Genomic DNA, 21,564 nt, shown 5'->3' with positions numbered 1-21,564 from the left:
ACCATTAATATTGTTTATTAAATTCATTTGAACTAAGGAAATTGACACTTTTTTGCCCTAAGATTACTTGATAAATATAATCATATACCAATACGTTTTTGACGTAATTACGTGTTTCAGTAAACGGTATACTATCGATAAAAGCTACTGCATCAAGTTTTCCGTTACTCTTTTTTAGCCAGCGCTTAACATTATTTGGACCAGCATTATAAGAGGCTGAAGATAATATACGATTTTTATCATTTTGTAGATAAGCAGTGTTTAAATATGTAGTGCCTAACTGTATATTTGTTTGAGGATCAAACAATTGTGTTGATGAAATATAAGTTACTGAATTAACTTTTTTAGCTGTTTCTTTTGCAGTTGCTGGCATTAATTGCATTAACCCTCTGGCGCCGACAGGTGATTTGACAGTAGTATCAAGTGCACTTTCTTGGCGAGAAATAGCTAAAGCATAAGATAACCCAATAGCTTTATTTTTTAATGCATTGTTATATAAATCTTTGTACATAATTGGTAAACGTTCTGTCCAGTTATCCCAAAGTTTGCCAGCAATGGTTGCTTGAATACTAAGATCACCCCATCCTTTTTGTAAAGCATATTGAGCTAATGGCAAGTATTCATTTTTGTTTTTTTGATTATTTAGCATATATCGCCATTCGTAACTTGATTCTGAAAGCATTCCTAAATAACGTAATTCGTTAATTCTTTTTACATAAGGTTGATTATCGTATTTGTTTTTTAACGTTGATATTTCTGATTGTGTAATCTTTGGAGATTGGTTATTGATCGAATAAGGTTGATTAAGTGTTTGTGCACTTATCATGCCATAAAACCCACGTTTGGTTGTGAGTGTTTGCAAAATTTTGTTAGCTTCACTTTTCTTATTATTATTTAATAAAACTCTAGCTCGCCAATATTGCCAGTCTTCTTTTAGTTGATCTTCTGGCGATAGTTGTGCTATCCAATAAGCGATGTCATCGAAGTTATAGTCATCAATGGCAAGGCGGATACGCTTTTCAACTAAAGTTGTATCATGATATTTCGCTATATAGTTATCACGCCATTTTATTTGTTCGTCAGTTGTAGAATCTTTGAAGTAACTGTTAGCCAAACTTTTTTGTAATGCCACTTGCTCTGTTTTGTTTAAAGTTTGCTGTTTAACTAATTTTGGTAATAATGTTGCAGCTAAATTCATATCAGCTTTTACTAAGCGAGGGTATAATGCTAGTACAATTTTTTTAGTGAAGGAGCTAGCTTTAATATTTTTTGAAAAATCTTCTAATTTTTTAGGATTATTAAGAACTGCTAGTAAATTGATTTTGGTTGTTTTGTAGTTGTCATCAAGTAAGTTAGCTAAATGTTTGGCTAATTTCAAATTATTTGCTTCAATAGCAAGCTCAGTACGTAATAGTATTAAATTAGCTGTTCGTTTACCTGCTTGAGCCCAAGCGTCAAGTAATGGATCGCATGCAGAAGGAAGTTCTTTGCCTGTCATCCAAAGTGATTCAACAGTGCTAAAAACAACCTCGCTATTTCCTTGTTGTAGTAATGCATATTGATAACGACAATTAGATAGTGTGGAGTTATCTTTTGGGAACGAAACGATTGAATTCCAATCTTGGCGATTGCTTAATTCGGTTAAATAAGATTGTGTCAATGAAGCTGTTAGCGGAAAATCATTATATTGATTAACAAAACTGCTTATCATTTGTGGTGAAACGCTTTTAATATTATTCTGAAAAAACTGTACAGCAGCATAAGGATATAATGGGTAATCTTTTATGGTAGAGAGCAATGTTTGCTGTTCTTCAAAGTTAAGTGATTGATAGGAGTTAAGCCATTTTTGATAATTTTCTCGTCCATTTTGAGAACTATCTGCGTAAATGTTACCTGTGAACAATAGGCTAATTATCAAAAAATAACGTAATACTAATTTCATCCTTTAACTCCCATGTGAATTTATTTCATTAGATTAGCATATTAAGTTATGGTTCGTCGATAATGAACCGCAGTTTAATTCCTACTAAAATACTCAACTAAATACTTGACTAAATAGAAAGGATATATACAATAAGCATACTCACATATAGAGGAATGCTCAATGAAACTGACATCAAAAGGGCGATATGCGGTGACGGCAATGCTTGATGTTGCTTTACATGCAGATTCAGGACCGGTATCACTAGCTGATATTTCAGAACGTCAAGAAATTTCACTTTCTTATCTTGAACAATTGTTTGCTCGGTTACGAAAAAATGGTTTGGTGCGCAGTGTTAGAGGCCCTGGTGGCGGTTATATACTGAGTCGTTCTATGGATCAAATTGCTATTAGTTCAATTGTTAAAGCTGTCGATGAAACAGTGCATGCGACAAAATGTCACGGGCAAGATGGATGCCAAGGTGGTGTTAGGTGCTTAACCCATACACTGTGGAATGATTTAAGTGAACGAATTGAGGACTTTTTAACTAGCATTACATTGAGTGAATTGGTCAATGATAAAGAAGTTAAAGCTGTTGCTAGTCGACAAAGTAATATACATCACGTTCAAATTAATTAATAAAAATAGAATACAGAATTTTTCATTGGGAGTAATTAATGAAACTACCTATTTATATGGATTATGCAGCGACAACACCTGTAGATCCTAGAGTTGCTGACAAAATGATGCAGTATTTAACGCCAGGCGGTATATTTGGTAATCCAGCATCTCGTTCCCATAAATTTGGCTGGCAAGCAGAAGAAGCCGTTGATATTGCCCGTAATCAAATTGCCGATCTTATTAGTGCAGATTCACGCGAAATCGTTTTTACGTCAGGGGCAACTGAAGCAGATAATTTAGCAATCAAAGGTGCTGCTCATTTTAATCAAGCCAAAGGTAAGCACATTATTACTTGTAAAACTGAGCATAAGGCTGTGCTTGATACTTGTCGCCAACTTGAGCGAGAAGGTTATGAAGTGACTTATTTAACGCCAGAATCCGATGGTATCCTTGATCTTGATAAACTTGCAGCAGCTATGCGTAGTGATACAACCGTTGTATCAATTATGCATGTCAATAATGAAACGGGTGTAATACAAGACATCGAAAAAATTGGTGAGATGTGCCGCGAAAGAGGCATTGTTTTTCATGTTGATGCAACCCAGTCTGTTGGTAAATTACCAATTGATGTAGTTAACTTAAAAGTTGACTTAATGTCATTTTCTGGTCATAAGATTTATGGACCAAAAGGTATTGGTGGACTTTATGTAAGGCGTAAACCACGTGTTCGTATTGAAGCACAAATGCATGGCGGTGGTCATGAACGAGGTATGCGTTCTGGTACTTTACCTGTGCATCAAATTGTGGGCATGGGTGAAGCGTATCATATAGCTAAACAAGAGATGGCTACTGAAATGCCTCGTTTATTAGCCTTAAAAAATCGTTTATGGGATGGTTTAAAAGATATTGAAGAGGTTTATTTAAATGGTTCTTTAGAGCACAGTGTGCCAAATATCCTAAATGTGAGTTTTGCTTATATTGAAGGTGAATCGTTGATGATGGCTTTAAAAGATTTAGCTGTTTCATCTGGTTCTGCATGCACATCTGCGAGCTTAGAGCCGTCTTATGTATTACGAGCATTAGGGCTTAATGATGAGCTCGCTCATAGTTCAATTCGTTTTTCTATTGGTCGTTTCACCACAGAAGAAGAAATTGATTATGTCATTAAATTAATCAGAGAATCTATTGGGAAATTAAGGGATTTATCGCCGCTTTGGGAAATGTTTAAAGATGGTGTTGATTTAACAAAGATTAAATGGTCAGCACATTAAAATTGGGAGTAAATTATGGCATATAGTGAAAAAGTCGTTGATCATTATGAAAACCCACGTAATGTTGGTTCGTTTGATCAAAATGATCCTAATGTCGGTAGTGGTATGGTTGGTGCACCAGCGTGTGGTGATGTGATGCGTCTACAAATCAAAGTGAATGATAACGGTATTATTGAAGATGCTAAGTTTAAAACTTATGGTTGTGGTAGTGCAATTGCATCAAGTTCTTTGGTTACAGAATGGATAAAAGGTAAATCATTAGATGAAGCAGAAGCTATCAAAAATACGGATATTGCTAAAGAACTTGCTTTACCTCCAGTTAAAATTCATTGTTCAATTTTAGCGGAAGATGCAATTAAAGCTGCTATTGATGATTATAAAACCAAAAAAGGACAACGTTAATGGCAATCACATTGACTAATAGCGCAGCTGATCGTGTTCAAGCCTTTTTGGCCAATCGCGGAAAGGGTGTTGGGTTACGATTAGGTGTTAAAACATCTGGTTGCTCTGGTATGGCTTATGTTTTAGAGTTTGCCGATGTGATTAATGATGATGATAGTGTCTTTGAAGATAAACATGTCAAAGTTATCGTGGATAAAAAAAGCTTAGTTTATATTGATGGTACTGAACTTGATTTTGTTAAAGAAGGATTAAATGAAGGTTTCAAGTTTAATAATCCTAATACGAAACACGAATGTGGTTGTGGCGAAAGCTTTAATGTGTAATCGGACATAATAATTATGGTTAATTACTTCGAGCTATTTAGTTTGCCCATTCAATTGCCGGTGGATGTTGCTCAGCTAACAACTCATTATCAGCAATTGCAAAAGCAATATCATCCAGATAATTTTGCTGTTGTAAATGATATTAATAAAGTGGCAATTGTTCAAAAGTCAGCAACCATTAATGATGGTTATCGTACGTTAAAAAATCCAATTAAAGCTGCTGAGTATTTTTTATCTCTACAAGGTTTTGATGTAGCAACTGAACAAAGTATTATTCATGATACTGATTTTTTAATGGAGCAATTTGTTTTACGTGAAAAACTTGATGATATCGAAAGTAAAGATAATTTTGAATTATTAGATGATTTTTATGCTGAGATTGTTGCTCGTCAAAAGATAGTCTATAACGAATTATTACAATTTATTACTAATCAAGATTGGTCAAAAGCACTTAATCAGATCTATAAAATTCGCTATCTTGCCAGATTGATTGAACAAATCGAAAAGTTACAAGAAGAGCAATTTGATTTATAATTTAAGATAAGTAACGTATCGATAGAGATAGATTAAATGGCATTATTACAGATCAGCGAACCAGGACAAACTCCACTACCACATCAGCGCCGCCTTGCAGTGGGGATTGATCTTGGTACAACTAATTCATTAGTAGCAACGGTACGAAGTGGAAAAGTAGAGCTATTGCCTGATTTAGAAGGTAATCCGCTATTGCCATCTGTTGTGCATTATGGCATCGATCATGATGATAACTCTGTTATCACGATTGGGAAAAATGCCAAAGGTAATGCTGTGAATGATCCGAAAAATACAGTTAGTTCTATTAAGCGATTAATGGGGCGAAGTTTATCTGATATAGATTTATCACATTTTCCTTATACTTTTTCACAAACTGAAAATGGTGTTCCTTTATTAAATTTGCCTAATGAGCAAGTAAATCCAATACAAGTTTCATCAGAAATTTTGACAGCGTTAGCTGAGCGAGCAAAAGAGAGTTTGCAAGGTGAAATTGATGGTGTGGTTATTACTGTACCAGCTTATTTTGATGATGCACAACGGCAAGCAACAAAAGATGCTGCTAAATTAGCCGGTTTGCATGTGTTGCGACTACTTAATGAACCAACGGCAGCTGCGATTGCGTACGGTTTAGATTCAGGAAAGGAAGGTATAATCGCTGTTTATGATTTAGGTGGTGGTACTTTTGATATTTCTATTTTACGATTAAATAAAGGTGTTTTTGAGGTTCTAGCAACTAGTGGTGATTCAGCTCTTGGTGGTGATGATTTTGATCGGTTACTTGCTGACTATATAAAAGAGAAATTAGGATTAACTAATAATATAGATCCTTATATTAATCAAAAAATTAGTAACCAAGCTGTCGAAATAAAGATTTTACTAAGTGAGCAAGATTTAGCTGTATTTTCTCTGAATAATCAGTCTTTAACTATTACTCGCCAGCAATTTCAACAATTAATTGAGCCATTGGTTAAACGCACTTTAGCTGTTTGTCGCCGTGCATTAAAAGATGCCGAGATTAATGTGGATGAAATCGTTGAAGTTGTTATGGTTGGCGGCTCTACTCGTGTGCCATTAGTGCGAGAATTAGTAGGACATTATTTCAAAACTAATCCCTTAATATCTATCGATCCTGATAAAGTAGTTGCTATTGGTGCAGCTATTCAGGCCGATATTTTGGTTGGCAATAAAACCGATTCAGATATGTTATTGCTTGATGTGATCCCATTGTCGTTAGGCATTGAAATCATGGGGGAGTTGGTTGAAAAAATTATTCCTCGTAATAGTACGATTCCATGTGCAAGAGCTCAAGAGTTTACCACTTTTAAAGATGGTCAAACTGCGATGATGGTTCATGTTTTACAAGGAGAACGTGAAAGGGTTGCTGATTGTCGATCTTTGGCTCGTTTTACTCTGCAAGGTATTCCACCAATGCCAGCCGGTGGTGCACACATTAGGGTGACTTTCCAAGTTGATGCTGATGGTTTATTAAGTGTAACAGCAATGGAAAAATCAATGGGTATTGAAGCTGCTATCCAAGTAAAACCTTCATATGGACTGACTGATAATGAAATTGCCAATATGATTCAAGATTCAATCAATTACGCACAGCAAGATAAACAGATTAGAATGCTTGCTGAACAAAAAGTTGAGGCAGCCAGAGTGCTTGAAAGCTTGCAAAGTGCTTTAGATAAAGATGCTGACTTATTAGATGAAAGTGAACTAAACCATATTTTAATTGCTAAGCATCAATTACAAACTGTAAGTGAGTCAAATGACAGTTATGCAATTGAAAAACAAATTAAAATTGTTGATAAAGTAACACAAAATTTTGCAGCTAAGCGAATGGATAGGTCAATTCGACATGCGTTAACTGGCCATAACGTTGATGATATTTAACTAACGAGATTATTATGCCAAAAATTACTTTTTTACCGAATGCGGAGCTTTGTCCAGATGGAAAAACTGTTGATGCCCAAGAAGGCGAATCCATTTTAGAAGTGGCATTGCGCAATGATATTGAAATCGAGCATGCTTGTGAAATGTCATGTGCTTGTTCAACATGCCACTGTATTGTGCGTAAGGGATTTGATTCGCTTGAAGCAAGCGATGAGCAAGAAGATGATATGTTAGATAAAGCCTGGGGAGTTGAACCGCATAGTCGTTTAAGCTGTCAAGCTCGTGTCACGAATGAAGATTTAGAGGTCGAAATCCCAAGATATAGCCTTAATCATGCCAAAGAAGATCATTAGTAAGTTATCATAATGATTATCCATTATGGGTTAATATAAAAATAACATTAAATCTGGTTATTTGATTGAAATTTGGTAATTGTAAATTAATAACCAGAAAAAGCTTCCCATCTTTAAACCCAAATATCTGTATTTATTTCTTGCCGTTAGTTAACTAACAGAGTATAATCGGCTCACTTTGTTTATTGCCTTTATGTAAGCAAATGAGAAAAAGATATAATTGTTATATAAAAAATAGCTAATTATATCAACAATACTCCCGATTTGGGGGTTACGAAAAAGAACGGATTACACTCTCCTGTCAATCGAAACAGGGTAAGAGGAGTAGTCTTTTGTTATAACTTTTAAATAATGGAGCTCTGGTCTCATGTCGAACCAAAGAATCCGTATCCGGTTAAAAGCGTTTGATCATCGTTTGATTGATCAATCAACTGCTGAAATTGTAGAAACTGCGAAGCGCACAGGTGCGCAAGTTCGTGGTCCTATTCCATTACCGACACGCAAAGAGCGTTTCACTGTATTGATTTCTCCACACGTAAATAAAGATGCGCGTGATCAGTACGAGATTCGCACTCATAAGCGTCTAGTTGATATTGTTGAGCCAACTGAAAAAACAGTTGATGCTTTAATGCGTCTAGACCTTGCTGCCGGTGTTGATGTGCAGATCAGTTTAGGTTAATCCTAAGCTGAATGATTGAGAGGTCGAAACAATGATTGGTTTAATCGGTCGTAAAGTAGGAATGACGCGTATCTTCACTGAAGATGGTGTTTCTATTCCTGTCACCGTAGTTGAAGTTCAAAGCAACCGCATTACTCAAGTTAAAACACTTGAGAATGATGGTTATCAAGCTATTCAGGTTACTACTGGCAGCAAAAAAGCAAGCCGCGTAAACAAACCTGAAGCAGGTCATTTCGCTAAGGCTGGCGTTGAAGCTGGTCGTGGTCTATGGGAATTCCGTTTTGAAGAAGGCGAATTTTCTGTAGGTCAAAGTATTAACGTTGATATCTTCGCTGACGTTAAGAAAGTTGATGTTACTGGAACATCTAAAGGTAAAGGTTTTGCTGGCGTTACTAAACGTTGGAATTTCCGTACTCAAGATGCGACTCATGGTAACTCTTTGGCACACCGTGGTCATGGTTCTATTGGTCAAAACCAAACTCCGGGTAAAGTGTTTAAAGGTCGTAAAATGGCAGGTCACCTAGGTAATGAACGTGTAACCGTTCAAAACTTAGATATTGTACGTGTTGATGCTGAACGTAATCTTTTATTAATTAAAGGTGCAGTTCCTGGCGCAATCAATAGTGACGTAATTGTTAAACCGGCAATCAAGGCTTAACGTCGAGGAGATAGAGATGGAATTAGTAGTAAAAGACGCGAAAGCGCTTTCTGTTTCCGAAACTACCTTCGGACGTGAGTTTAATGAAGCGTTAGTTCATCAAGTAGTTGTTGCTTATGCATCTGCTGCTCGTCAAGGTTCTCGCGCACAAAAAACTCGTGCAGAAATCGCTGGTTCAGGTAAAAAACCATGGCGTCAAAAAGGTACCGGTCGTGCTCGTTCAGGTTCAATTAAGAGCCCAATCTGGCGCAGTGGTGGTGTAACATTTGCAGCAAAACCACAAGATCATAGCCAAAAAGTTAACCGTAAAATGTATCGTGGTGCATTAAAGAGTATTTTCTCTGAATTAGTGCGTCAAGAACGTTTAGTTGTGGTTGAAACATTTACTGTTGAAGCACCTAAGACTAAATTATTAACTCAGAAATTAAACGATATGAATCTTAATGATGTTCTTATTATCGCTTCTGAAGTTGATGAAAATCTTTTCTTAGCAGCACGTAACTTACATAAAGTTGATGTGCGTGATGTGGCAGGTATTGATCCAGTTAGTTTGATTGCATTTGACAAAGTGGTTATCACAGTTGATGCCGTTAAACAAGTAGAGGAGATGTTAGCATGATTCGTGAAGAGCGTCTGCTTAAAGTCCTGCGAGCACCACATGTTTCTGAAAAAGCATCTATTTCAATGGAAAAAACAAATACATTAGTATTGAAAGTTGCTAAAGATGCTACTAAGAGAGAGATTAAAGCCGCAGTTGAACAACTATTTGAAGTTAAAGTAGATGACGTTAATACACTTGTTGTTAAAGGTAAAGTTAAACGTCGTGGTCAACAAATCGGTCGCCGTAGCGACTGGAAAAAAGCTTACGTTACTTTAGCAGAAGGTCAAAATTTAGACCTTGCTGGCGTCGCTGAGTAATTCGGAGGAGTAAGAACAATGGCAGTTGTTAAGTGTAAACCTACATCTCCGGGTCGTCGCCACGTTGTTAAAGTGGTTAACCCAGAGTTGCATAAAGGTAAACCTTATGCACCGTTGCTTGATTCAAAAAGCAAAACTGGTGGTCGCAATAATAATGGTCGTATCACTACCCGTCATATTGGTGGTGGTCATAAACAACATTATCGTATTGTCGACTTTAAGCGTAATAAAGATGGTATTCCAGCAGTTGTTGAACGTTTGGAATATGATCCAAACCGTAGTGCAAATATTGCATTGGTTTTATATAAAGACGGTGAACGCCGTTATATTTTAGCGCCTAAAGGCTTAAAAGCAGGTGATCAGATCCAATCTGGTGTTGATGCAGCAATTAAAACAGGTAACTGTTTACCAATGCGCAATATTCCAGTCGGTTCTACCGTGCATAATATTGAAATGAAACCAGGTAAAGGCGGACAGCTTGCTCGCTCTGCTGGTAGTTATGTTCAAATCGTTGCGCGTGATGGTGCTTATGTAACATTACGTCTACGTTCAGGTGAAATGCGTAAAGTATTATCTGATTGTCGTGCCACTATTGGTGAAGTTGGTAATTCAGAGCATATGCTTCGCGTATTAGGTAAAGCGGGTGCAACGCGTTGGCGTGGTGTTCGTCCTACTGTTCGTGGTACAGCAATGAACCCGGTAGACCATCCACATGGTGGTGGTGAAGGTCGTAACTTTGGTAAACATCCTGTGTCTCCATGGGGGCAAAAAGCCAAAGGATTGAAAACGCGTAGCAACAAACGTACTGATAAGTATATTGTTCGCCGTCGCAATAAGAAATAATTAATATAGAGGATTAGCTATGCCACGTTCTCTCAAGAAGGGTCCTTTTATTGACCTACACTTGCTGAAGAAGGTAGAGAAAGCGGTGGAAAGCGGGGACAAGAAACCAATTCGTACTTGGTCCCGTCGTTCAACGATCTTTCCTAACATGATCGGTTTGACCATCGCTGTCCATAATGGTCGTCAGCACGTTCCAGTTTATGTTTCCGACGAAATGGTTGGTCATAAATTGGGTGAATTCGCGCCGACTCGTACTTATCGCGGCCACGCGGCTGATAAGAAAGCTAAGAAGAAATAAGTAGGAGAAAGAGATGGAAACAATTGCAAAGTACCGCCACGCTCGTTCTTCTGCACAAAAAGTTCGCTTAGTTGCAGATCTTGTTCGCGGTAAGAATGTGTCTCAGGCACTAGATATTTTAACGTACACCAATAAAAAAGCGGCTGTACTTGTTAAAAAAGTATTAGAGTCTGCTATTGCTAATGCAGAGCATAACGATGGTGCTGATATTGATGATCTAAAAGTTGCGAAGATTTTCGTAGATGAAGGCCCAACCATGAAGCGTATTATGCCTCGTGCGAAAGGTCGTGCAGATCGAATTTTGAAGCGTACGAGTCACATCACCGTGATCGTTTCAGATCGCTAGGCTGGAGAATAGCAATGGGTCAAAAAGTAAATCCAAATGGTATCCGATTAGGCATTGTCAAGCCTTGGACATCTACATGGTATTCGGGTACAAAGACATTCGCTGATAATTTAGAAAGTGATTTTAGAGTGCGTGAATTCTTAAATAAAGAATTATCTCAAGCGTCAATCTCTAAGATTGTGATCGACCGTTCAGCAGAAACTAACGTTCGTATTACTATTCACACTGCTCGTCCGGGTATCGTGATTGGTAAAAAAGGCGAGGACGTTGAAAAATTACGTAATGCCGTAGCTTCTATTGTCAATAAATATAAAGACAAAAGAGAAAAACGTGATGTTGCAGTACAAATTAATATTGCTGAAGTTCGTAAACCAGAACTTGATGCTAAATTAGTTGCTGATAGCATTACTTCTCAGTTAGAACGCCGTGTTATGTTCCGTCGTGCTATGAAACGTGCGGTTCAAAATGCAATGAAGGCGGGTGCTAAAGGTATCAAAGTCGAAGTAAGTGGTCGTTTAGGCGGTGCTGAAATTGCTCGTAGCGAATGGTATCGTGAAGGTCGTGTACCTTTACATACATTACGAGCTGATATTGACTATGGTTTATCTGAAGCATTAACTACCTATGGTATTATTGGTGTTAAAGTGTGGATCTTCAAAGGTGAGATCCTTGGTGGTATGGCTGCCGTTGAACAAGCAGAAAAACAACCTGCTGCTCAACCGAAAAAGCAGCGAAAAGGCCGAAAACAATAAGGAGCGTCGCTGATGTTACAACCAAAGCGTACAAAATTCCGTAAAGTGCACAAGGGCCGCAATCGTGGTCTTGCTGTAAGTACTGACGTTAGTTTCGGTACATTCGGTCTTAAGGCTGTAGGTCGTGGTCGTTTGACTGCGCGCCAGATCGAAGCAGCACGTCGTGCAATGACTCGTGCAGTTAAGCGTCAAGGTAAAATCTGGATTCGAGTTTTCCCTGATAAACCAATTACCGAAAAACCACTTGCAGTGCGTATGGGTAAAGGTAAGGGTAACGTTGAATACTGGGTTGCTCAGATTCAACCAGGTAAAGTCCTTTATGAAATGGACGGTGTACCGGAAGAAGTTGCTCGTGAAGCATTTGCGTTGGCAGCTGCAAAACTGCCAATTAAAACCACCTTTGTGATTAAGACGGTGATGTAAATGAAAGCAAAAGAGCTACGCGAAAAAAGCGTTGAAGAGTTAAATACTGAACTTCTTAATTTATTACGTGAGCAATTTAACTTACGTATGCAATTAGCTGGAGGTCAGTTAACACAGACTCATATGTTAAAACAAGTGCGTCGTAATATTGCACGTGTTAAAACATTATTAACTGAAAAGGCGGGTGCGTAATATGACTACTGAAGTAAAAGTTCGTACTCAGCAAGGTCGTGTTATTAGCGACAAAATGGATAAATCTATTACTGTAGCTATTGAACGTAAAGTGAAGCATCCGTTATATGGTAAGTTCATTAAACGTACGACTAAATTGCATGTACATGATGAAAACAATGAGTGTGGTATTGGTGATACTGTAGAAATTAAAGAGTGTCGTCCATTATCAAAAACCAAATCTTGGACTCTTGTTCGAATCGTTGAAAAAGCAGTTATTTAATCTTTTTTGATTAAAAACTGTACATAATATGATAAACGGCTCAACGGCCGTTTATTTTATGCTATCCATTTTATTTGAGTGGTGTTATACTATACGCCCTCACGTAAGTGGGTTTTTGGTTGTCTATTCTTATCCATGGTAGTTGAGGTGGATGAAGGTAGATTAGACAATAATTAATTTATACGGAGCATTAAAATGATCCAAGAACAGACTAGGCTAGATGTTGCCGATAACTCTGGTGCACGTAGCGTAATGTGTATCAAGGTTCTCGGTGGATCGCACCGTCGTTATGCAGCAGTAGGCGATATCATCAAAGTTACCATTAAAGAAGCAATTCCACGTGGTAAAGTTAAAAAAGGTGATGTACTTAAAGCTGTTGTTGTGCGCACTAGAAAAGGTGTTCGTCGCCCTGATGGATCTGTCATTCGTTTCGATCGTAACGCTTGTGTTATTTTAAATAATAACAGTGAGCAACCGATTGGTACGCGTATTTTTGGACCGGTCACTCGTGAACTTCGCTCTGAGAAGTTTATGAAGATCATTTCATTAGCACCAGAAGTACTGTAAGGAGCGGGTAATGGCAGCGAAAATCCGTCGAGAAGATGAAGTTATCGTGTTAACTGGTAAAGATAAAGGTAAACGCGGTAAAGTAAAGAGTGTTTTGTCTACAGGAAAAGTGATTGTTGAAGGTATCAATTTGGTAAAAAAACACCAAAAACCTGTACCTGCATTAAATCAAGAAGGTGGAATTGTTGAAAAAGAAGCAGCTATCAATGTTTCTAATGTGGCAATTTTTAACCCTGCTACAGGCAAAGCAGATCGCGTAGGCTTTCGTATTGAAGACGGTAAAAAAGTCCGTTTTTATAAGTCTACTAATGAATTAATCAATTAAGTAATTTGGAGTGTACGATGGCGAAACTGCATGATTACTACAAAGCACAGGTAGTAAATAAACTGCAAGAACAGTTTGGCTACAAATCTGTCATGCAAGTCCCTCGGATCGAAAAGATCACCTTGAATATGGGTGTGGGTGAAGCAATTACTGATAAGAAATTATTAGATAATGCTGTTGCAGATTTAGCAGCAATCAGTGGTCAAAAACCACTAGTCACTAAAGCACGCAAATCAGTTGCTGGTTTTAAAATCCGTCAAGGGTATCCTATTGGTTGTAAAGTCACTTTACGTGGCGAACGTATGTGGGAATTTTTTGAACGTCTAGTTTATATTGCTCTTCCTCGTACTCGAGATTTTCGTGGTTTAAGCGCGAAATCTTTTGATGGTCGTGGCAACTATAGTATGGGTGTTCGTGAGCAAATCGTTTTCCCTGAAATCGATTATGACAAAGTTGATCGTGTTCGTGGTTTAGATATCACTATCACAACGACTGCACAATCAGATGAAGAAGGCCGAGCTTTATTATCTGCCTTTAACTTCCCATTTCGTAAGTAAGGTAGGGCATAATGGCTAAACAATCAATGATTGAACGCGATAAGAAACGCGTAAAGCTAGCAGAAAAATATTTTGCAAAGCGTCAAGAATTAAAAGCGATTATCTCTGATCTTAATGCATCAGATGAAGATCGTTGGAATGCAGTGCTTAAATTGCAAACGCTTCCTCGTGATTCTAGTCCATCACGTCAACGTCGTCGTTGTCGTCAAACTGGTCGTCCTCATGGCGTCCTTCGTAAGTTTGGTTTAAGCCGTATTAAGGTTCGTGAGTCAGCCATGCGTGGTGAGATTCCTGGTCTTAAAAAGGCAAGTTGGTAATCAGGGGAGTGTTATAGATGAGCATGCAAGATCCTATAGCAGATATGTTGACCCGTATTCGTAATGGTCAATCTGCGAATAAAGTTGCAGTCACCATGCCTTCCTCTAAGCTAAAAGTGGCAATTGCCAATGTGCTAAAAGAAGAAGGTTATATTGGGGACTTTAAAGTTGTTGGTGACACTAAGCCAGAACTGGAAATTACTTTAAAATATTTCCAAGGTAAAGCTGTTGTGGAAAGTATCAAACGTGTTAGCCGTCCAGGTTTACGTATTTATAAACGTAAAGATGAATTGCCGAAAGTAATGGCAGGACTAGGTATCGCAGTTGTTTCTACTTCTAAAGGTGTTATGACTGATCGTGCAGCACGCCAAGCAGGTCTTGGTGGTGAAATTATCTGCTACGTAGCGTAAGGGAGAAAAGAATGTCTCGTGTTGCAAAAGCACCTGTCGTTGTTCCTGCTGGCGTAGAGGTAAGACTCAATGGTCAGGTAATTACGATTAAAGGTAAAAATGGCGAATTGTCTCGCACAATAAATAATGCTGTTGTGATTAATCAAGAAGAAGGACAAATCAAATTTGCTCCTCGTGATGGTTTTGCAGATGCTTGGGCTCAAGCTGGGACTGCACGCGCTTTGATTAATGCAATGGTTATTGGTGTTACTGAAGGTTTTACTAAAAAACTTCAGCTAGTTGGTGTCGGTTATCGTGCACAAGTAAAAGGTGATACAATTGGTTTATCTCTTGGATATTCTCATCCAATAGAACATCAATTACCTGCAGGTGTAACAGCTGAATGTCCTTCTCAAACTGAAATCGTACTAAAAAGTGCTGATAAACAGTTAATTGGACAAGTAGCTGCTGATATCCGTGCTTATCGTCGTCCTGAGCCTTATAAAGGTAAAGGTGTTCGTTACGCAGATGAAGTTGTGCGTACTAAAGAAGCTAAGAAAAAGTAAGGTAACACTATGGATAAGAAATCAGCTCGTATCCGTCGTGCAACTAAAGCGCGTCGTAAGATGCATGAACTACTTGCAACTCGCTTAGTGGTTCACCGTACTCCGCGTCATATTTATGCGCAGATTATCGCACCAAACGGATCAGAGGTACTGGCAGCAGCTTCTACATTAGAAAAAGCTATCAGTGAAAGTTTAAAATACACTGGAAACAAAGATGCAGCAGCAGCGGTTGGTAAAGCAATTGCTGAACGTGCATTAGCGAAAGATATCAAAGAAGTTTCATTTGATCGTTCAGGTTTCCAATATCATGGTCGAGTTCAGGCGCTAGCAGATGCTGCTCGCGAAGCTGGCCTACAGTTCTAAGGTAGGAGTTAAAGATGTCAAACATCGAAAAACAAGCTGGTGAACTGCAGGAAAAACTAATCGCAGTTAACCGAGTTTCTAAAACCGTAAAAGGTGGTCGTATTTTTAGTTTTTCTGCACTAACAGTTGTTGGTGACGGTAATGGCCGCGTAGGTTTTGGATATGGTAAAGCACGTGAAGTGCCAGCAGCAATTCAAAAAGCAATGGAAAAAGCACGTCGCAACATGATTAATGTTGCTTTAAATAACGATACTTTACAGCATCCAGTTAAAGGTGCTCACACAGGTTCTCGTGTTTATATGCAACCAGCATCAGAAGGTACTGGTATTATCGCCGGTGGTGCAATGCGTGCCGTTTTAGAAGTTGCAGGTGTTCGTAACGTTCTAGCTAAAGCATATGGTTCTACTAACCCAATTAATGTGGTTCGTGCAACAATTGATGGTTTAGAAAATATGAAATCACCTGAAATGGTTGCTGCTAAGCGTGGTAAAACCGTCGAAGAAATTTTGGGGTAATTAGCCATGGCAAAAACAATTAAAATTACACAAACTCGTAGTTCTATTGGTCGTCTACCGAAGCATAAAGCGACGTTAGTTGGTCTTGGATTACGTCGTATTGGTCATACTGTTGAGCGTGAGGATACTCCTGCGATTCGCGGTATGGTAAACCAAGTTTATTACATGGTTAAAGTAGAGGAGTAATAGTAATGCGTTTAAATACTTTATCTCCTGCTGAAGGTTCAAAGCATGCACCAAAACGTGTAGGCCGAGGAATAGGTTCTGGTCTAGGTAAAACTGGTACTCGTGGCATTAAAGGTCAAAAATCTCGTTCAGGCGGTGGCGTTCGTCGCGGCTTTGAAGGTGGTCAAATGCCTTTATATCGTCGTTTACCAAAATTTGGTTTTACCTCACGTAAAGCTCAAGTTACAGCTCAAGTTCGTCTTTCTGATTTAATGAAAGTTGAAGGCGATATTGTTGACCTAAATAGCTTAAAAGTTGCAAATGTGATCAACTCACAAATTGAATATGCAAAAATCATGTTATCTGGTGAAGTAACTAAAGCAGTAACAGTTCGCGGTATTCGTGTAACTAAAGGTGCTAAAGCTGCAATTGAAGCTGCTGGCGGAAAAATTGAGGAATAAGTAGAAAGATGGCAAAGCAACCAGGATTAGATTTCCAAAGCACACGAGGCGGTAGTGGTGAGCTTAAAAGACGCTTAATGTTTGTGCTTTTAGCGCTTATTGTTTTTCGTCTTGGTTCTTATATTCCGGTTCCTGGTATTGATACTAAAGCGTTATCGGATATGCTAGCAGCATCATCAAATGGCATTGTCAATATGTTCAATATGTTTTCTGGTGGTGCTTTAAGCCGTGCTTCAATTTTTGCATTAGGGATAATGCCTTATATTTCGGCATCAATTATTGTGCAGTTATTAACGGCAATTAGTCCTAAGTTAGCAGAATTAAAGAAAGAAGGTGAATCAGGTCGTAAAAAGATTAGTCAGTACACTCGCTATGGCACATTAGCTTTAGCGATAGTGCAAGCTGTTGGTATTGCGACTGGTTTACCAAACATTCCTGGTTATGGTGATGTTGTTATTAATCCGGGATTTTCTTTTTACTTTATTGCATCGGTTAGCTTAGTTACTGGTACTATGTTTCTTATGTGGCTAGGCGAACAGATCACAGAGCGAGGCGTAGGTAATGGTATTTCAATCATTATCTTTGCTGGTATTGTGGCGAGTCTTCCTCATGCTATATATGAAACAATTGAACAAGCTCGTTCTGGTTCATTGCATCCGATTTTATTATTAGTGGTCGCAGCTTTAGTGGTAGGTGTTACTTACTTTGTTGTATTTGTTGAACGTGGTCAACGACGTATTGTTGTTAACTATGCGCAACGACAACAAGGTCGCCGTGTGTATGCTGCACAAAGTACACATTTACCGTTAAAGATCAATATGGCTGGGGTTATTCCTGCAATATTTGCTTCAACAATAGCTATGTTACCATCAATGATGGCTTCTTGGTTCCAAGGAGATGGTGAGGGATGGAGATATATTATTGTCCTTATAAACCAATATTTTTCTCATGATCAACCGTTATACATTATCTTTTTTGCGGCGGCGATTATCTTCTTTTGTTTCTTCTATACGGCATTGGTTTTCAATCCAAGAGAAACAGCAGATCAGCTTAAAAAATCAGGTGCATTTATTCCAGGTATCCGTCCAGGTGAACAAACATCTAAGTATATTGACAAGGTAATGACTCGTTTGACTCTAATTGGTGCAATCTACATTACTTTTGTATGTTTGGTTCCAATGTTTATGACAAGCGCAATGAAAGTTCCAGTTCAATTTGGTGGAACATCATTATTAATTGTTGTTGTTGTAATCATGGATTTTATGGCACAAGTACAGACTTTAATGATGCCAAATCGTTATGAGTCAGTGTTAAAGAAAGCGAACCTTAAAGGCTATGGCCGATAAGTTAGCCAGAAGTTACGGAGAAAAAAATGAAAGTTCGTGCTTCAGTCAAGAAATTATGCAGAAATTGTAAAATCATTAAACGTAATGGCATTGTTCGTGTTATTTGCGTTGAAGGTAAACACAAACAACGTCAAGGTTAATTTATTTAACTGGAAAGTTTAGCTTTTGCATATTTTTCTTGCCAAAGTATAGTAAAGCTGGCTAGAATAGCCAGCCTAGATTTATTTGTAAATTCACTGTTTGAGTATCCTGAAAACGGGCTTTTCAGTATGGTGAGTTTGCTAAACATTAACAATAAAGGAGTGCATAGTGGCCCGTATAGCAGGCATTAACATTCCTGATCAACAACATGCTGTAATTGCTTTACAAGCAATTTATGGTATCGGAAATACACGAGCTAAGACAATTTGTGCTGAAGCAGGTATTGCTGAACATGTTAAGATCAGAGAACTATCTGAAGATCAGATTGAAAAGTTACGTGAACAAGTCGCTAAATTCACTGTTGAGGGTGATTTACGCCGTGAAGTAACTATGAGTATCAAGCGTTTATTAGACCTTGGTTGTTATCGTGGCATGCGTCACCGTCGTGGACTTCCTGTTCGCGGTCAACGCACAAAGACTAACGCTCGTACCCGTAAGGGACCGCGTAAGCCAATCAAGAAATAATTGAGGTATAATTAAATGGCAAAGACACCTGTTCGTACACGTAAACGTGTAAAAAAGCAAGTTTCTGATGGTATAGCTCATATTCACGCATCATTCAACAATACAATCGTAACTATTACCGATCGTCAAGGTAATGCGTTAGGTTGGGCAACCGCTGGTGGTTCTGGTTTCCGTGGCTCTCGTAAATCAACTCCTTTTGCAGCTCAAGTGGCCGCAGAACGTTGTGCTGAAGCTGTCAAAGATTACGGAATTAAGAATCTGGAAGTTATGGTTAAAGGACCTGGTCCTGGTCGTGAGTCAACAATTCGTGCATTAAATGCAGCGGGTTATCGCATCACTAACATTACTGATGTTACTCCGATTCCTCATAACGGTTGTCGTCCACCAAAGAAACGTCGTGTTTAATTTTTTAAACATTGAATGTTTAGGATTATTGGAGAAATAAAATGGCAAGATATTTGGGACCAAAACTCAAATTAAGTCGTCGTGAAGGTACAGATTTATTCCTTAAATCTGGCGTCCGAGCGATTGACAGTAAATGTAAGTTAGAACAAGCTCCTGGGCAACATGGTGCGCGTAAACCGCGTTTATCAGATTATGGTGTTCAGTTACGTGAAAAACAAAAAGTTAGACGTATTTATGGGATTTTAGAACGTCAATTCCGTAATTACTACAAAAATGCTGCGCGCATTAAAGGCAATACAGGTGAAAACCTACTTGGTCTTTTAGAGCGTCGTTTAGATAACGTTGTTTATCGTATGGGATTTGGTGCTACTCGTGCTGAAGCTCGTCAATTAGTTAGTCATAAAGCTGTTCTTGTTAATGGTCGTGTTGTGAATATTGCATCTTATCAAGTTTCACCTGAAGATGTGATTAGTGTTCGCGAAAAATCAAAAAAACAAGCACGTATTAAAGCCGCTTTAGAGCTAGCTGAACAACGTGAAAAGCCAACTTGGTTAGAAGTTGATGCTGGCAAAATGGAAGGCGTATTTAAGCGTCTGCCAGAACGCTCAGATTTATCTGCTGACATCAACGAACATTTGATCGTCGAACTTTACTCTAAGTAAAGTTTAGCACTTAAGAGAGGACATAATGCAGGGTTCTGTAACAGAGTTTTTAAAACCTCACCTAGTTGATGTTGTTCAATACAGCCAAACACATGCTAAAGTGACTTTAGAGCCACTTGAGCGAGGTTTTGGTCATACTTTAGGTAATGCACTACGCCGCATTTTATTATCATCTATGCCGGGATATGCAGTAACCGAAGTTGAAATTGACGGTGTTCTGCATGAGTATAGTACTAAAGAAGGCGTCCAAGAAGATGTACTTGATATTCTGCTTAATTTGAAAAAATTAGCAGTGCGCGTACATACTAAAGATGATGTTATGCTGACTTTAAATAAATCAGGCATTGGTGCAGTGACTGCATCTGATATCACTCATGATGGTGATGTTGAAATTGCTAATCCTGATTTAGTGATTTGTCATCTTACTGATGCCAATGCTTCAATTAGTATGCGTATTCGTGTACAACGAGGACGTGGTTATGTCCCTGCTTCTGCTCGCGTTAAGTCAGAAGATGAAGAACGACCAATTGGTCGTCTGTTAGTTGATGCATGTTATAGTCCTGTAGAGCGCATTGCATATTCTGTTGATGCGGCTCGTGTGGAACAACGTACAGATTTAGATAAACTCGTTATCGATATGGAAACCAATGGTACTATCGATCCAGAAGAGTCTATTCGTCGTGCATCAACTATTTTGGCTGAACAACTTGAAGCTTTCGTTGATTTGCGTGATGTACGTCAACCAGAAGTGAAAGAAGATAAACCGGAATTTGATCCAATTCTATTACGTCCAGTAGATGATTTGGAATTAACTGTTCGGTCTGCTAATTGCTTAAAAGCAGAAGCAGTTCATTATATTGGTGATTTAGTACAACGTACTGAAGTTGAGTTACTTAAAACCCCTAATCTTGGTAAGAAATCACTTACTGAAATTAAGGACGTACTCGCATCTCGTGGTTTATCTTTAGGCATGCGTCTTGAGAACTGGCCACCAGCAAGTATTGTTGAAGACTAAGATAAAATTTATATAAGAAGGATAAAGTTATGCGCCATCGTAAAAGTGGTCGTCAACTGAACCGAAATAGCAGCCATCGTCAAGCAATGTTTCGTAACATGACTAGTTCACTTGTTGAACATGAAATCATCAAAACTACATTGCCTAAAGCAAAAGAGTTGCGTCGTGTTGTTGAACCGTTAATTACGCTAGCCAAAAGCGATAGCGTAGCTAATCGCCGTCTGGCTTTTGCTCGTATCCGTGATAAAGATACAGTTAAAAAATTATTTTCAGATTTAGGTCCACGTTTTGCTACTCGCCCTGGTGGTTATGTACGCATTTTAAAATGTGGTTTCCGTGATGGAGATAATGCTCCAATGGCTTATATCGAATTAGTTGATCGCCCTGCAGTAGAAGCAGAAGCAGTAGCTGAATAGTTTTAAATCATTGTGCATCAAAACCGGCTTTATGCCGGTTTTTTATTGTCTAATTTAATTCTTGTTAACTTTAATGACAAATTGATAGCTTACTTAAATTCGGAATCAATCATCAATTCTTTATTATTTAGGCAATA

Annotated in this window: 36 protein-coding genes; 35 read left to right on the top strand and 1 reads right to left on the bottom strand. The window is 38.3% G+C overall.

Annotated features, from left to right (window positions below; all coding sequences use genetic code 11):
• Positions 1-4: 4 nt before the first annotated feature.
• Positions 5-1,942, bottom strand: coding sequence for a murein transglycosylase (sltY, locus tag GA0061080_RS06140; protein WP_091122650.1), 1,938 nt, complete (start codon positions 1,940-1,942; stop codon positions 5-7).
• Between the two features lie 162 nt (positions 1,943-2,104).
• Here sltY and iscR point away from each other — a divergent pair, with 162 nt between their 5' ends.
• The 35 genes from iscR to rplQ all read left to right on the top strand — a co-directional run bounded on the left by iscR (position 2,105) and on the right by rplQ (position 21,427).
• On the top strand, positions 2,105-2,560 hold the full coding sequence (iscR, locus tag GA0061080_RS06135) for a Fe-S cluster assembly transcriptional regulator IscR (RefSeq protein ID WP_091122646.1): 456 nt from the start codon (positions 2,105-2,107) through the stop codon (positions 2,558-2,560).
• 38 nt (positions 2,561-2,598) lie between these two features.
• Positions 2,599-3,813 (top strand): IscS subfamily cysteine desulfurase, encoded by a 1,215-nt coding sequence (locus GA0061080_RS06130; RefSeq protein ID WP_091122644.1) that lies wholly within the window; start codon positions 2,599-2,601, stop codon positions 3,811-3,813.
• A 15-nt stretch (positions 3,814-3,828) separates the two neighbouring features.
• The gene (gene iscU, locus GA0061080_RS06125) at positions 3,829-4,215 is read left to right on the top strand and encodes a Fe-S cluster assembly scaffold IscU (RefSeq protein WP_034911174.1); all 387 of its coding nucleotides are present in this window, start codon (positions 3,829-3,831) and stop codon (positions 4,213-4,215) included.
• Positions 4,215-4,538, top strand: a complete 324-nt coding sequence (gene iscA, locus GA0061080_RS06120) for an iron-sulfur cluster assembly protein IscA (RefSeq protein WP_065561024.1) — start codon at positions 4,215-4,217, stop codon at positions 4,536-4,538. Before iscU ends, iscA begins: the two co-directional genes overlap by 1 nt.
• 15 nt (positions 4,539-4,553) lie before the next feature.
• Positions 4,554-5,072 carry a Fe-S protein assembly co-chaperone HscB gene (gene hscB / locus GA0061080_RS06115; RefSeq protein ID WP_091122640.1) on the top strand — a complete coding sequence of 173 codons (519 nt, stop codon included), beginning with the start codon at positions 4,554-4,556 and terminating at the stop codon, positions 5,070-5,072.
• Positions 5,073-5,108: 36 nt separating this feature from the next.
• The gene (hscA, locus tag GA0061080_RS06110; RefSeq protein WP_091122630.1) at positions 5,109-6,968 is read left to right on the top strand and encodes a Fe-S protein assembly chaperone HscA; all 1,860 of its coding nucleotides are present in this window, start codon (positions 5,109-5,111) and stop codon (positions 6,966-6,968) included.
• A 14-nt stretch (positions 6,969-6,982) separates the two neighbouring features.
• The gene (gene fdx / locus GA0061080_RS06105) at positions 6,983-7,321 is read left to right on the top strand and encodes an ISC system 2Fe-2S type ferredoxin (RefSeq protein WP_065605936.1); all 339 of its coding nucleotides are present in this window, start codon (positions 6,983-6,985) and stop codon (positions 7,319-7,321) included.
• A 367-nt stretch (positions 7,322-7,688) separates the two neighbouring features.
• Positions 7,689-8,000 carry a 30S ribosomal protein S10 gene (gene rpsJ, locus GA0061080_RS06100; RefSeq protein WP_006120582.1) on the top strand — a complete coding sequence of 104 codons (312 nt, stop codon included), beginning with the start codon at positions 7,689-7,691 and terminating at the stop codon, positions 7,998-8,000.
• 31 nt (positions 8,001-8,031) lie between these two features.
• Positions 8,032-8,658 carry a 50S ribosomal protein L3 gene (gene rplC, locus GA0061080_RS06095; protein WP_034911162.1) on the top strand — a complete coding sequence of 209 codons (627 nt, stop codon included), beginning with the start codon at positions 8,032-8,034 and terminating at the stop codon, positions 8,656-8,658.
• Positions 8,659-8,674: 16 nt separating this feature from the next.
• Entirely contained in the window at positions 8,675-9,277 is a 603-nt protein-coding gene (gene rplD / locus GA0061080_RS06090) for a 50S ribosomal protein L4 (protein WP_034911160.1), read from the top strand.
• Positions 9,274-9,576 (top strand): 50S ribosomal protein L23, encoded by a 303-nt coding sequence (gene rplW, locus GA0061080_RS06085; protein WP_034885052.1) that lies wholly within the window; start codon positions 9,274-9,276, stop codon positions 9,574-9,576. Before rplD ends, rplW begins: the two co-directional genes overlap by 4 nt.
• A gap of 18 nt (positions 9,577-9,594) precedes the next feature.
• Positions 9,595-10,419, top strand: coding sequence for a 50S ribosomal protein L2 (rplB, locus tag GA0061080_RS06080; protein ID WP_065561019.1), 825 nt, complete (start codon positions 9,595-9,597; stop codon positions 10,417-10,419).
• Between the two features lie 19 nt (positions 10,420-10,438).
• The gene (rpsS, locus tag GA0061080_RS06075) at positions 10,439-10,717 is read left to right on the top strand and encodes a 30S ribosomal protein S19 (protein WP_024496505.1); all 279 of its coding nucleotides are present in this window, start codon (positions 10,439-10,441) and stop codon (positions 10,715-10,717) included.
• A 13-nt stretch (positions 10,718-10,730) separates the two neighbouring features.
• Positions 10,731-11,063, top strand: a complete 333-nt coding sequence (gene rplV, locus GA0061080_RS06070) for a 50S ribosomal protein L22 (RefSeq protein WP_034947997.1) — start codon at positions 10,731-10,733, stop codon at positions 11,061-11,063.
• 14 nt (positions 11,064-11,077) lie between these two features.
• A complete protein-coding gene (gene rpsC, locus GA0061080_RS06065; protein ID WP_065561018.1) occupies positions 11,078-11,815 on the top strand; it encodes a 30S ribosomal protein S3 in 738 nt (245 codons plus the stop codon).
• 12 nt (positions 11,816-11,827) lie between these two features.
• The gene (rplP, locus tag GA0061080_RS06060; RefSeq protein ID WP_034911153.1) at positions 11,828-12,238 is read left to right on the top strand and encodes a 50S ribosomal protein L16; all 411 of its coding nucleotides are present in this window, start codon (positions 11,828-11,830) and stop codon (positions 12,236-12,238) included.
• Positions 12,239-12,430 carry a 50S ribosomal protein L29 gene (rpmC, locus tag GA0061080_RS06055; RefSeq protein ID WP_034902373.1) on the top strand — a complete coding sequence of 64 codons (192 nt, stop codon included), beginning with the start codon at positions 12,239-12,241 and terminating at the stop codon, positions 12,428-12,430.
• 1 nt (position 12,431) lies between these two features.
• A complete protein-coding gene (gene rpsQ / locus GA0061080_RS06050) occupies positions 12,432-12,692 on the top strand; it encodes a 30S ribosomal protein S17 (protein WP_091122626.1) in 261 nt (86 codons plus the stop codon).
• A 195-nt stretch (positions 12,693-12,887) separates the two neighbouring features.
• Positions 12,888-13,259 (top strand): 50S ribosomal protein L14, encoded by a 372-nt coding sequence (gene rplN / locus GA0061080_RS06045; protein ID WP_025314392.1) that lies wholly within the window; start codon positions 12,888-12,890, stop codon positions 13,257-13,259.
• Positions 13,260-13,269: 10 nt separating this feature from the next.
• On the top strand, positions 13,270-13,584 hold the full coding sequence (gene rplX / locus GA0061080_RS06040; RefSeq protein ID WP_065561017.1) for a 50S ribosomal protein L24: 315 nt from the start codon (positions 13,270-13,272) through the stop codon (positions 13,582-13,584).
• Between the two features lie 17 nt (positions 13,585-13,601).
• Positions 13,602-14,141, top strand: a complete 540-nt coding sequence (rplE, locus tag GA0061080_RS06035) for a 50S ribosomal protein L5 (protein ID WP_025314394.1) — start codon at positions 13,602-13,604, stop codon at positions 14,139-14,141.
• A gap of 11 nt (positions 14,142-14,152) precedes the next feature.
• Positions 14,153-14,458: a 30S ribosomal protein S14 gene (rpsN, locus tag GA0061080_RS06030; protein WP_025314395.1), complete on the top strand. Its 306-nt coding sequence runs from the start codon at positions 14,153-14,155 to the stop codon at positions 14,456-14,458.
• 17 nt (positions 14,459-14,475) lie between these two features.
• Entirely contained in the window at positions 14,476-14,868 is a 393-nt protein-coding gene (gene rpsH / locus GA0061080_RS06025; protein ID WP_034911147.1) for a 30S ribosomal protein S8, read from the top strand.
• Positions 14,869-14,879: 11 nt separating this feature from the next.
• Positions 14,880-15,413, top strand: coding sequence for a 50S ribosomal protein L6 (gene rplF, locus GA0061080_RS06020; RefSeq protein WP_091122623.1), 534 nt, complete (start codon positions 14,880-14,882; stop codon positions 15,411-15,413).
• Between the two features lie 9 nt (positions 15,414-15,422).
• Positions 15,423-15,776: a 50S ribosomal protein L18 gene (gene rplR / locus GA0061080_RS06015; RefSeq protein WP_025314398.1), complete on the top strand. Its 354-nt coding sequence runs from the start codon at positions 15,423-15,425 to the stop codon at positions 15,774-15,776.
• A gap of 14 nt (positions 15,777-15,790) precedes the next feature.
• Positions 15,791-16,291 (top strand): 30S ribosomal protein S5, encoded by a 501-nt coding sequence (gene rpsE / locus GA0061080_RS06010; RefSeq protein WP_025314399.1) that lies wholly within the window; start codon positions 15,791-15,793, stop codon positions 16,289-16,291.
• Positions 16,292-16,297: 6 nt separating this feature from the next.
• A complete protein-coding gene (rpmD, locus tag GA0061080_RS06005; protein WP_025314400.1) occupies positions 16,298-16,477 on the top strand; it encodes a 50S ribosomal protein L30 in 180 nt (59 codons plus the stop codon).
• Positions 16,478-16,482: 5 nt separating this feature from the next.
• A complete protein-coding gene (gene rplO, locus GA0061080_RS06000; RefSeq protein ID WP_091122621.1) occupies positions 16,483-16,917 on the top strand; it encodes a 50S ribosomal protein L15 in 435 nt (144 codons plus the stop codon).
• A gap of 8 nt (positions 16,918-16,925) precedes the next feature.
• A complete protein-coding gene (secY, locus tag GA0061080_RS05995; protein WP_091122617.1) occupies positions 16,926-18,263 on the top strand; it encodes a preprotein translocase subunit SecY in 1,338 nt (445 codons plus the stop codon).
• Positions 18,264-18,289: 26 nt separating this feature from the next.
• Positions 18,290-18,403 carry a 50S ribosomal protein L36 gene (gene rpmJ / locus GA0061080_RS05990; protein ID WP_025314403.1) on the top strand — a complete coding sequence of 38 codons (114 nt, stop codon included), beginning with the start codon at positions 18,290-18,292 and terminating at the stop codon, positions 18,401-18,403.
• A gap of 169 nt (positions 18,404-18,572) precedes the next feature.
• Positions 18,573-18,929 carry a 30S ribosomal protein S13 gene (gene rpsM, locus GA0061080_RS05985; protein WP_091122614.1) on the top strand — a complete coding sequence of 119 codons (357 nt, stop codon included), beginning with the start codon at positions 18,573-18,575 and terminating at the stop codon, positions 18,927-18,929.
• A 15-nt stretch (positions 18,930-18,944) separates the two neighbouring features.
• Positions 18,945-19,334, top strand: coding sequence for a 30S ribosomal protein S11 (gene rpsK, locus GA0061080_RS05980; RefSeq protein ID WP_025314405.1), 390 nt, complete (start codon positions 18,945-18,947; stop codon positions 19,332-19,334).
• Between the two features lie 41 nt (positions 19,335-19,375).
• Positions 19,376-19,996, top strand: a complete 621-nt coding sequence (gene rpsD / locus GA0061080_RS05975; RefSeq protein WP_034948031.1) for a 30S ribosomal protein S4 — start codon at positions 19,376-19,378, stop codon at positions 19,994-19,996.
• A gap of 25 nt (positions 19,997-20,021) precedes the next feature.
• The gene (locus tag GA0061080_RS05970) at positions 20,022-21,011 is read left to right on the top strand and encodes a DNA-directed RNA polymerase subunit alpha (RefSeq protein ID WP_091122610.1); all 990 of its coding nucleotides are present in this window, start codon (positions 20,022-20,024) and stop codon (positions 21,009-21,011) included.
• Positions 21,012-21,040: 29 nt separating this feature from the next.
• On the top strand, positions 21,041-21,427 hold the full coding sequence (rplQ, locus tag GA0061080_RS05965) for a 50S ribosomal protein L17 (protein ID WP_091122606.1): 387 nt from the start codon (positions 21,041-21,043) through the stop codon (positions 21,425-21,427).
• The last annotated feature ends 137 nt before the right edge of the window (positions 21,428-21,564 follow it).

Origin of the sequence: Gilliamella intestini, assembly GCF_900094935.1 — a bacterium.
Lineage (GTDB): Bacteria > Pseudomonadota > Gammaproteobacteria > Enterobacterales > Orbaceae > Gilliamella > Gilliamella intestini.
The sequence above is the reverse complement of the archived record's forward strand: the minus strand, read 5'-3'. Positions and strand labels throughout refer to the sequence as shown.

Bases quoted from the DNA above. Each gene is read 5' to 3' on its own strand.
- rpmD (WP_025314400.1), top strand. From the start codon at position 16,298: ATGGCAAAAACAATTAAAATTACACAAACTCGTAGTTCTATTGGTCGT.
- iscU (WP_034911174.1), top strand. From the start codon at position 3,829: ATGGCATATAGTGAAAAAGTCGTTGATCATTATGAAAACCCACGTAAT.
- rplP (WP_034911153.1), top strand. From the start codon at position 11,828: ATGTTACAACCAAAGCGTACAAAATTCCGTAAAGTGCACAAGGGCCGC.
- rplN (WP_025314392.1), top strand. From the start codon at position 12,888: ATGATCCAAGAACAGACTAGGCTAGATGTTGCCGATAACTCTGGTGCA.
- rplF (WP_091122623.1), top strand. From the start codon at position 14,880: ATGTCTCGTGTTGCAAAAGCACCTGTCGTTGTTCCTGCTGGCGTAGAG.
- rplV (WP_034947997.1), top strand. From the start codon at position 10,731: ATGGAAACAATTGCAAAGTACCGCCACGCTCGTTCTTCTGCACAAAAA.
- rplX (WP_065561017.1), top strand. From the start codon at position 13,270: ATGGCAGCGAAAATCCGTCGAGAAGATGAAGTTATCGTGTTAACTGGT.
- GA0061080_RS05970 (WP_091122610.1), top strand. From the start codon at position 20,022: ATGCAGGGTTCTGTAACAGAGTTTTTAAAACCTCACCTAGTTGATGTT.
- rplC (WP_034911162.1), top strand. From the start codon at position 8,032: ATGATTGGTTTAATCGGTCGTAAAGTAGGAATGACGCGTATCTTCACT.
- iscA (WP_065561024.1), top strand. From the start codon at position 4,215: ATGGCAATCACATTGACTAATAGCGCAGCTGATCGTGTTCAAGCCTTT.
- rplD (WP_034911160.1), top strand. From the start codon at position 8,675: ATGGAATTAGTAGTAAAAGACGCGAAAGCGCTTTCTGTTTCCGAAACT.
- rpsH (WP_034911147.1), top strand. From the start codon at position 14,476: ATGAGCATGCAAGATCCTATAGCAGATATGTTGACCCGTATTCGTAAT.
- rpsE (WP_025314399.1), top strand. From the start codon at position 15,791: ATGTCAAACATCGAAAAACAAGCTGGTGAACTGCAGGAAAAACTAATC.
- rpsS (WP_024496505.1), top strand. From the start codon at position 10,439: ATGCCACGTTCTCTCAAGAAGGGTCCTTTTATTGACCTACACTTGCTG.
- hscA (WP_091122630.1), top strand. From the start codon at position 5,109: ATGGCATTATTACAGATCAGCGAACCAGGACAAACTCCACTACCACAT.
- GA0061080_RS06130 (WP_091122644.1), top strand. From the start codon at position 2,599: ATGAAACTACCTATTTATATGGATTATGCAGCGACAACACCTGTAGAT.
- rplB (WP_065561019.1), top strand. From the start codon at position 9,595: ATGGCAGTTGTTAAGTGTAAACCTACATCTCCGGGTCGTCGCCACGTT.
- rpsN (WP_025314395.1), top strand. From the start codon at position 14,153: ATGGCTAAACAATCAATGATTGAACGCGATAAGAAACGCGTAAAGCTA.
- hscB (WP_091122640.1), top strand. From the start codon at position 4,554: ATGGTTAATTACTTCGAGCTATTTAGTTTGCCCATTCAATTGCCGGTG.
- rpmJ (WP_025314403.1), top strand. From the start codon at position 18,290: ATGAAAGTTCGTGCTTCAGTCAAGAAATTATGCAGAAATTGTAAAATC.
- rpmC (WP_034902373.1), top strand. From the start codon at position 12,239: ATGAAAGCAAAAGAGCTACGCGAAAAAAGCGTTGAAGAGTTAAATACT.
- iscR (WP_091122646.1), top strand. From the start codon at position 2,105: ATGAAACTGACATCAAAAGGGCGATATGCGGTGACGGCAATGCTTGAT.
- rplW (WP_034885052.1), top strand. From the start codon at position 9,274: ATGATTCGTGAAGAGCGTCTGCTTAAAGTCCTGCGAGCACCACATGTT.
- rplR (WP_025314398.1), top strand. From the start codon at position 15,423: ATGGATAAGAAATCAGCTCGTATCCGTCGTGCAACTAAAGCGCGTCGT.
- secY (WP_091122617.1), top strand. From the start codon at position 16,926: ATGGCAAAGCAACCAGGATTAGATTTCCAAAGCACACGAGGCGGTAGT.
- rplO (WP_091122621.1), top strand. From the start codon at position 16,483: ATGCGTTTAAATACTTTATCTCCTGCTGAAGGTTCAAAGCATGCACCA.
- rpsJ (WP_006120582.1), top strand. From the start codon at position 7,689: ATGTCGAACCAAAGAATCCGTATCCGGTTAAAAGCGTTTGATCATCGT.
- sltY (WP_091122650.1), bottom strand. From the start codon at position 1,942: ATGAAATTAGTATTACGTTATTTTTTGATAATTAGCCTATTGTTCACA.
- rplE (WP_025314394.1), top strand. From the start codon at position 13,602: ATGGCGAAACTGCATGATTACTACAAAGCACAGGTAGTAAATAAACTG.
- rpsK (WP_025314405.1), top strand. From the start codon at position 18,945: ATGGCAAAGACACCTGTTCGTACACGTAAACGTGTAAAAAAGCAAGTT.
- rpsC (WP_065561018.1), top strand. From the start codon at position 11,078: ATGGGTCAAAAAGTAAATCCAAATGGTATCCGATTAGGCATTGTCAAG.
- rplQ (WP_091122606.1), top strand. From the start codon at position 21,041: ATGCGCCATCGTAAAAGTGGTCGTCAACTGAACCGAAATAGCAGCCAT.
- rpsQ (WP_091122626.1), top strand. From the start codon at position 12,432: ATGACTACTGAAGTAAAAGTTCGTACTCAGCAAGGTCGTGTTATTAGC.
- fdx (WP_065605936.1), top strand. From the start codon at position 6,983: ATGCCAAAAATTACTTTTTTACCGAATGCGGAGCTTTGTCCAGATGGA.
- rpsD (WP_034948031.1), top strand. From the start codon at position 19,376: ATGGCAAGATATTTGGGACCAAAACTCAAATTAAGTCGTCGTGAAGGT.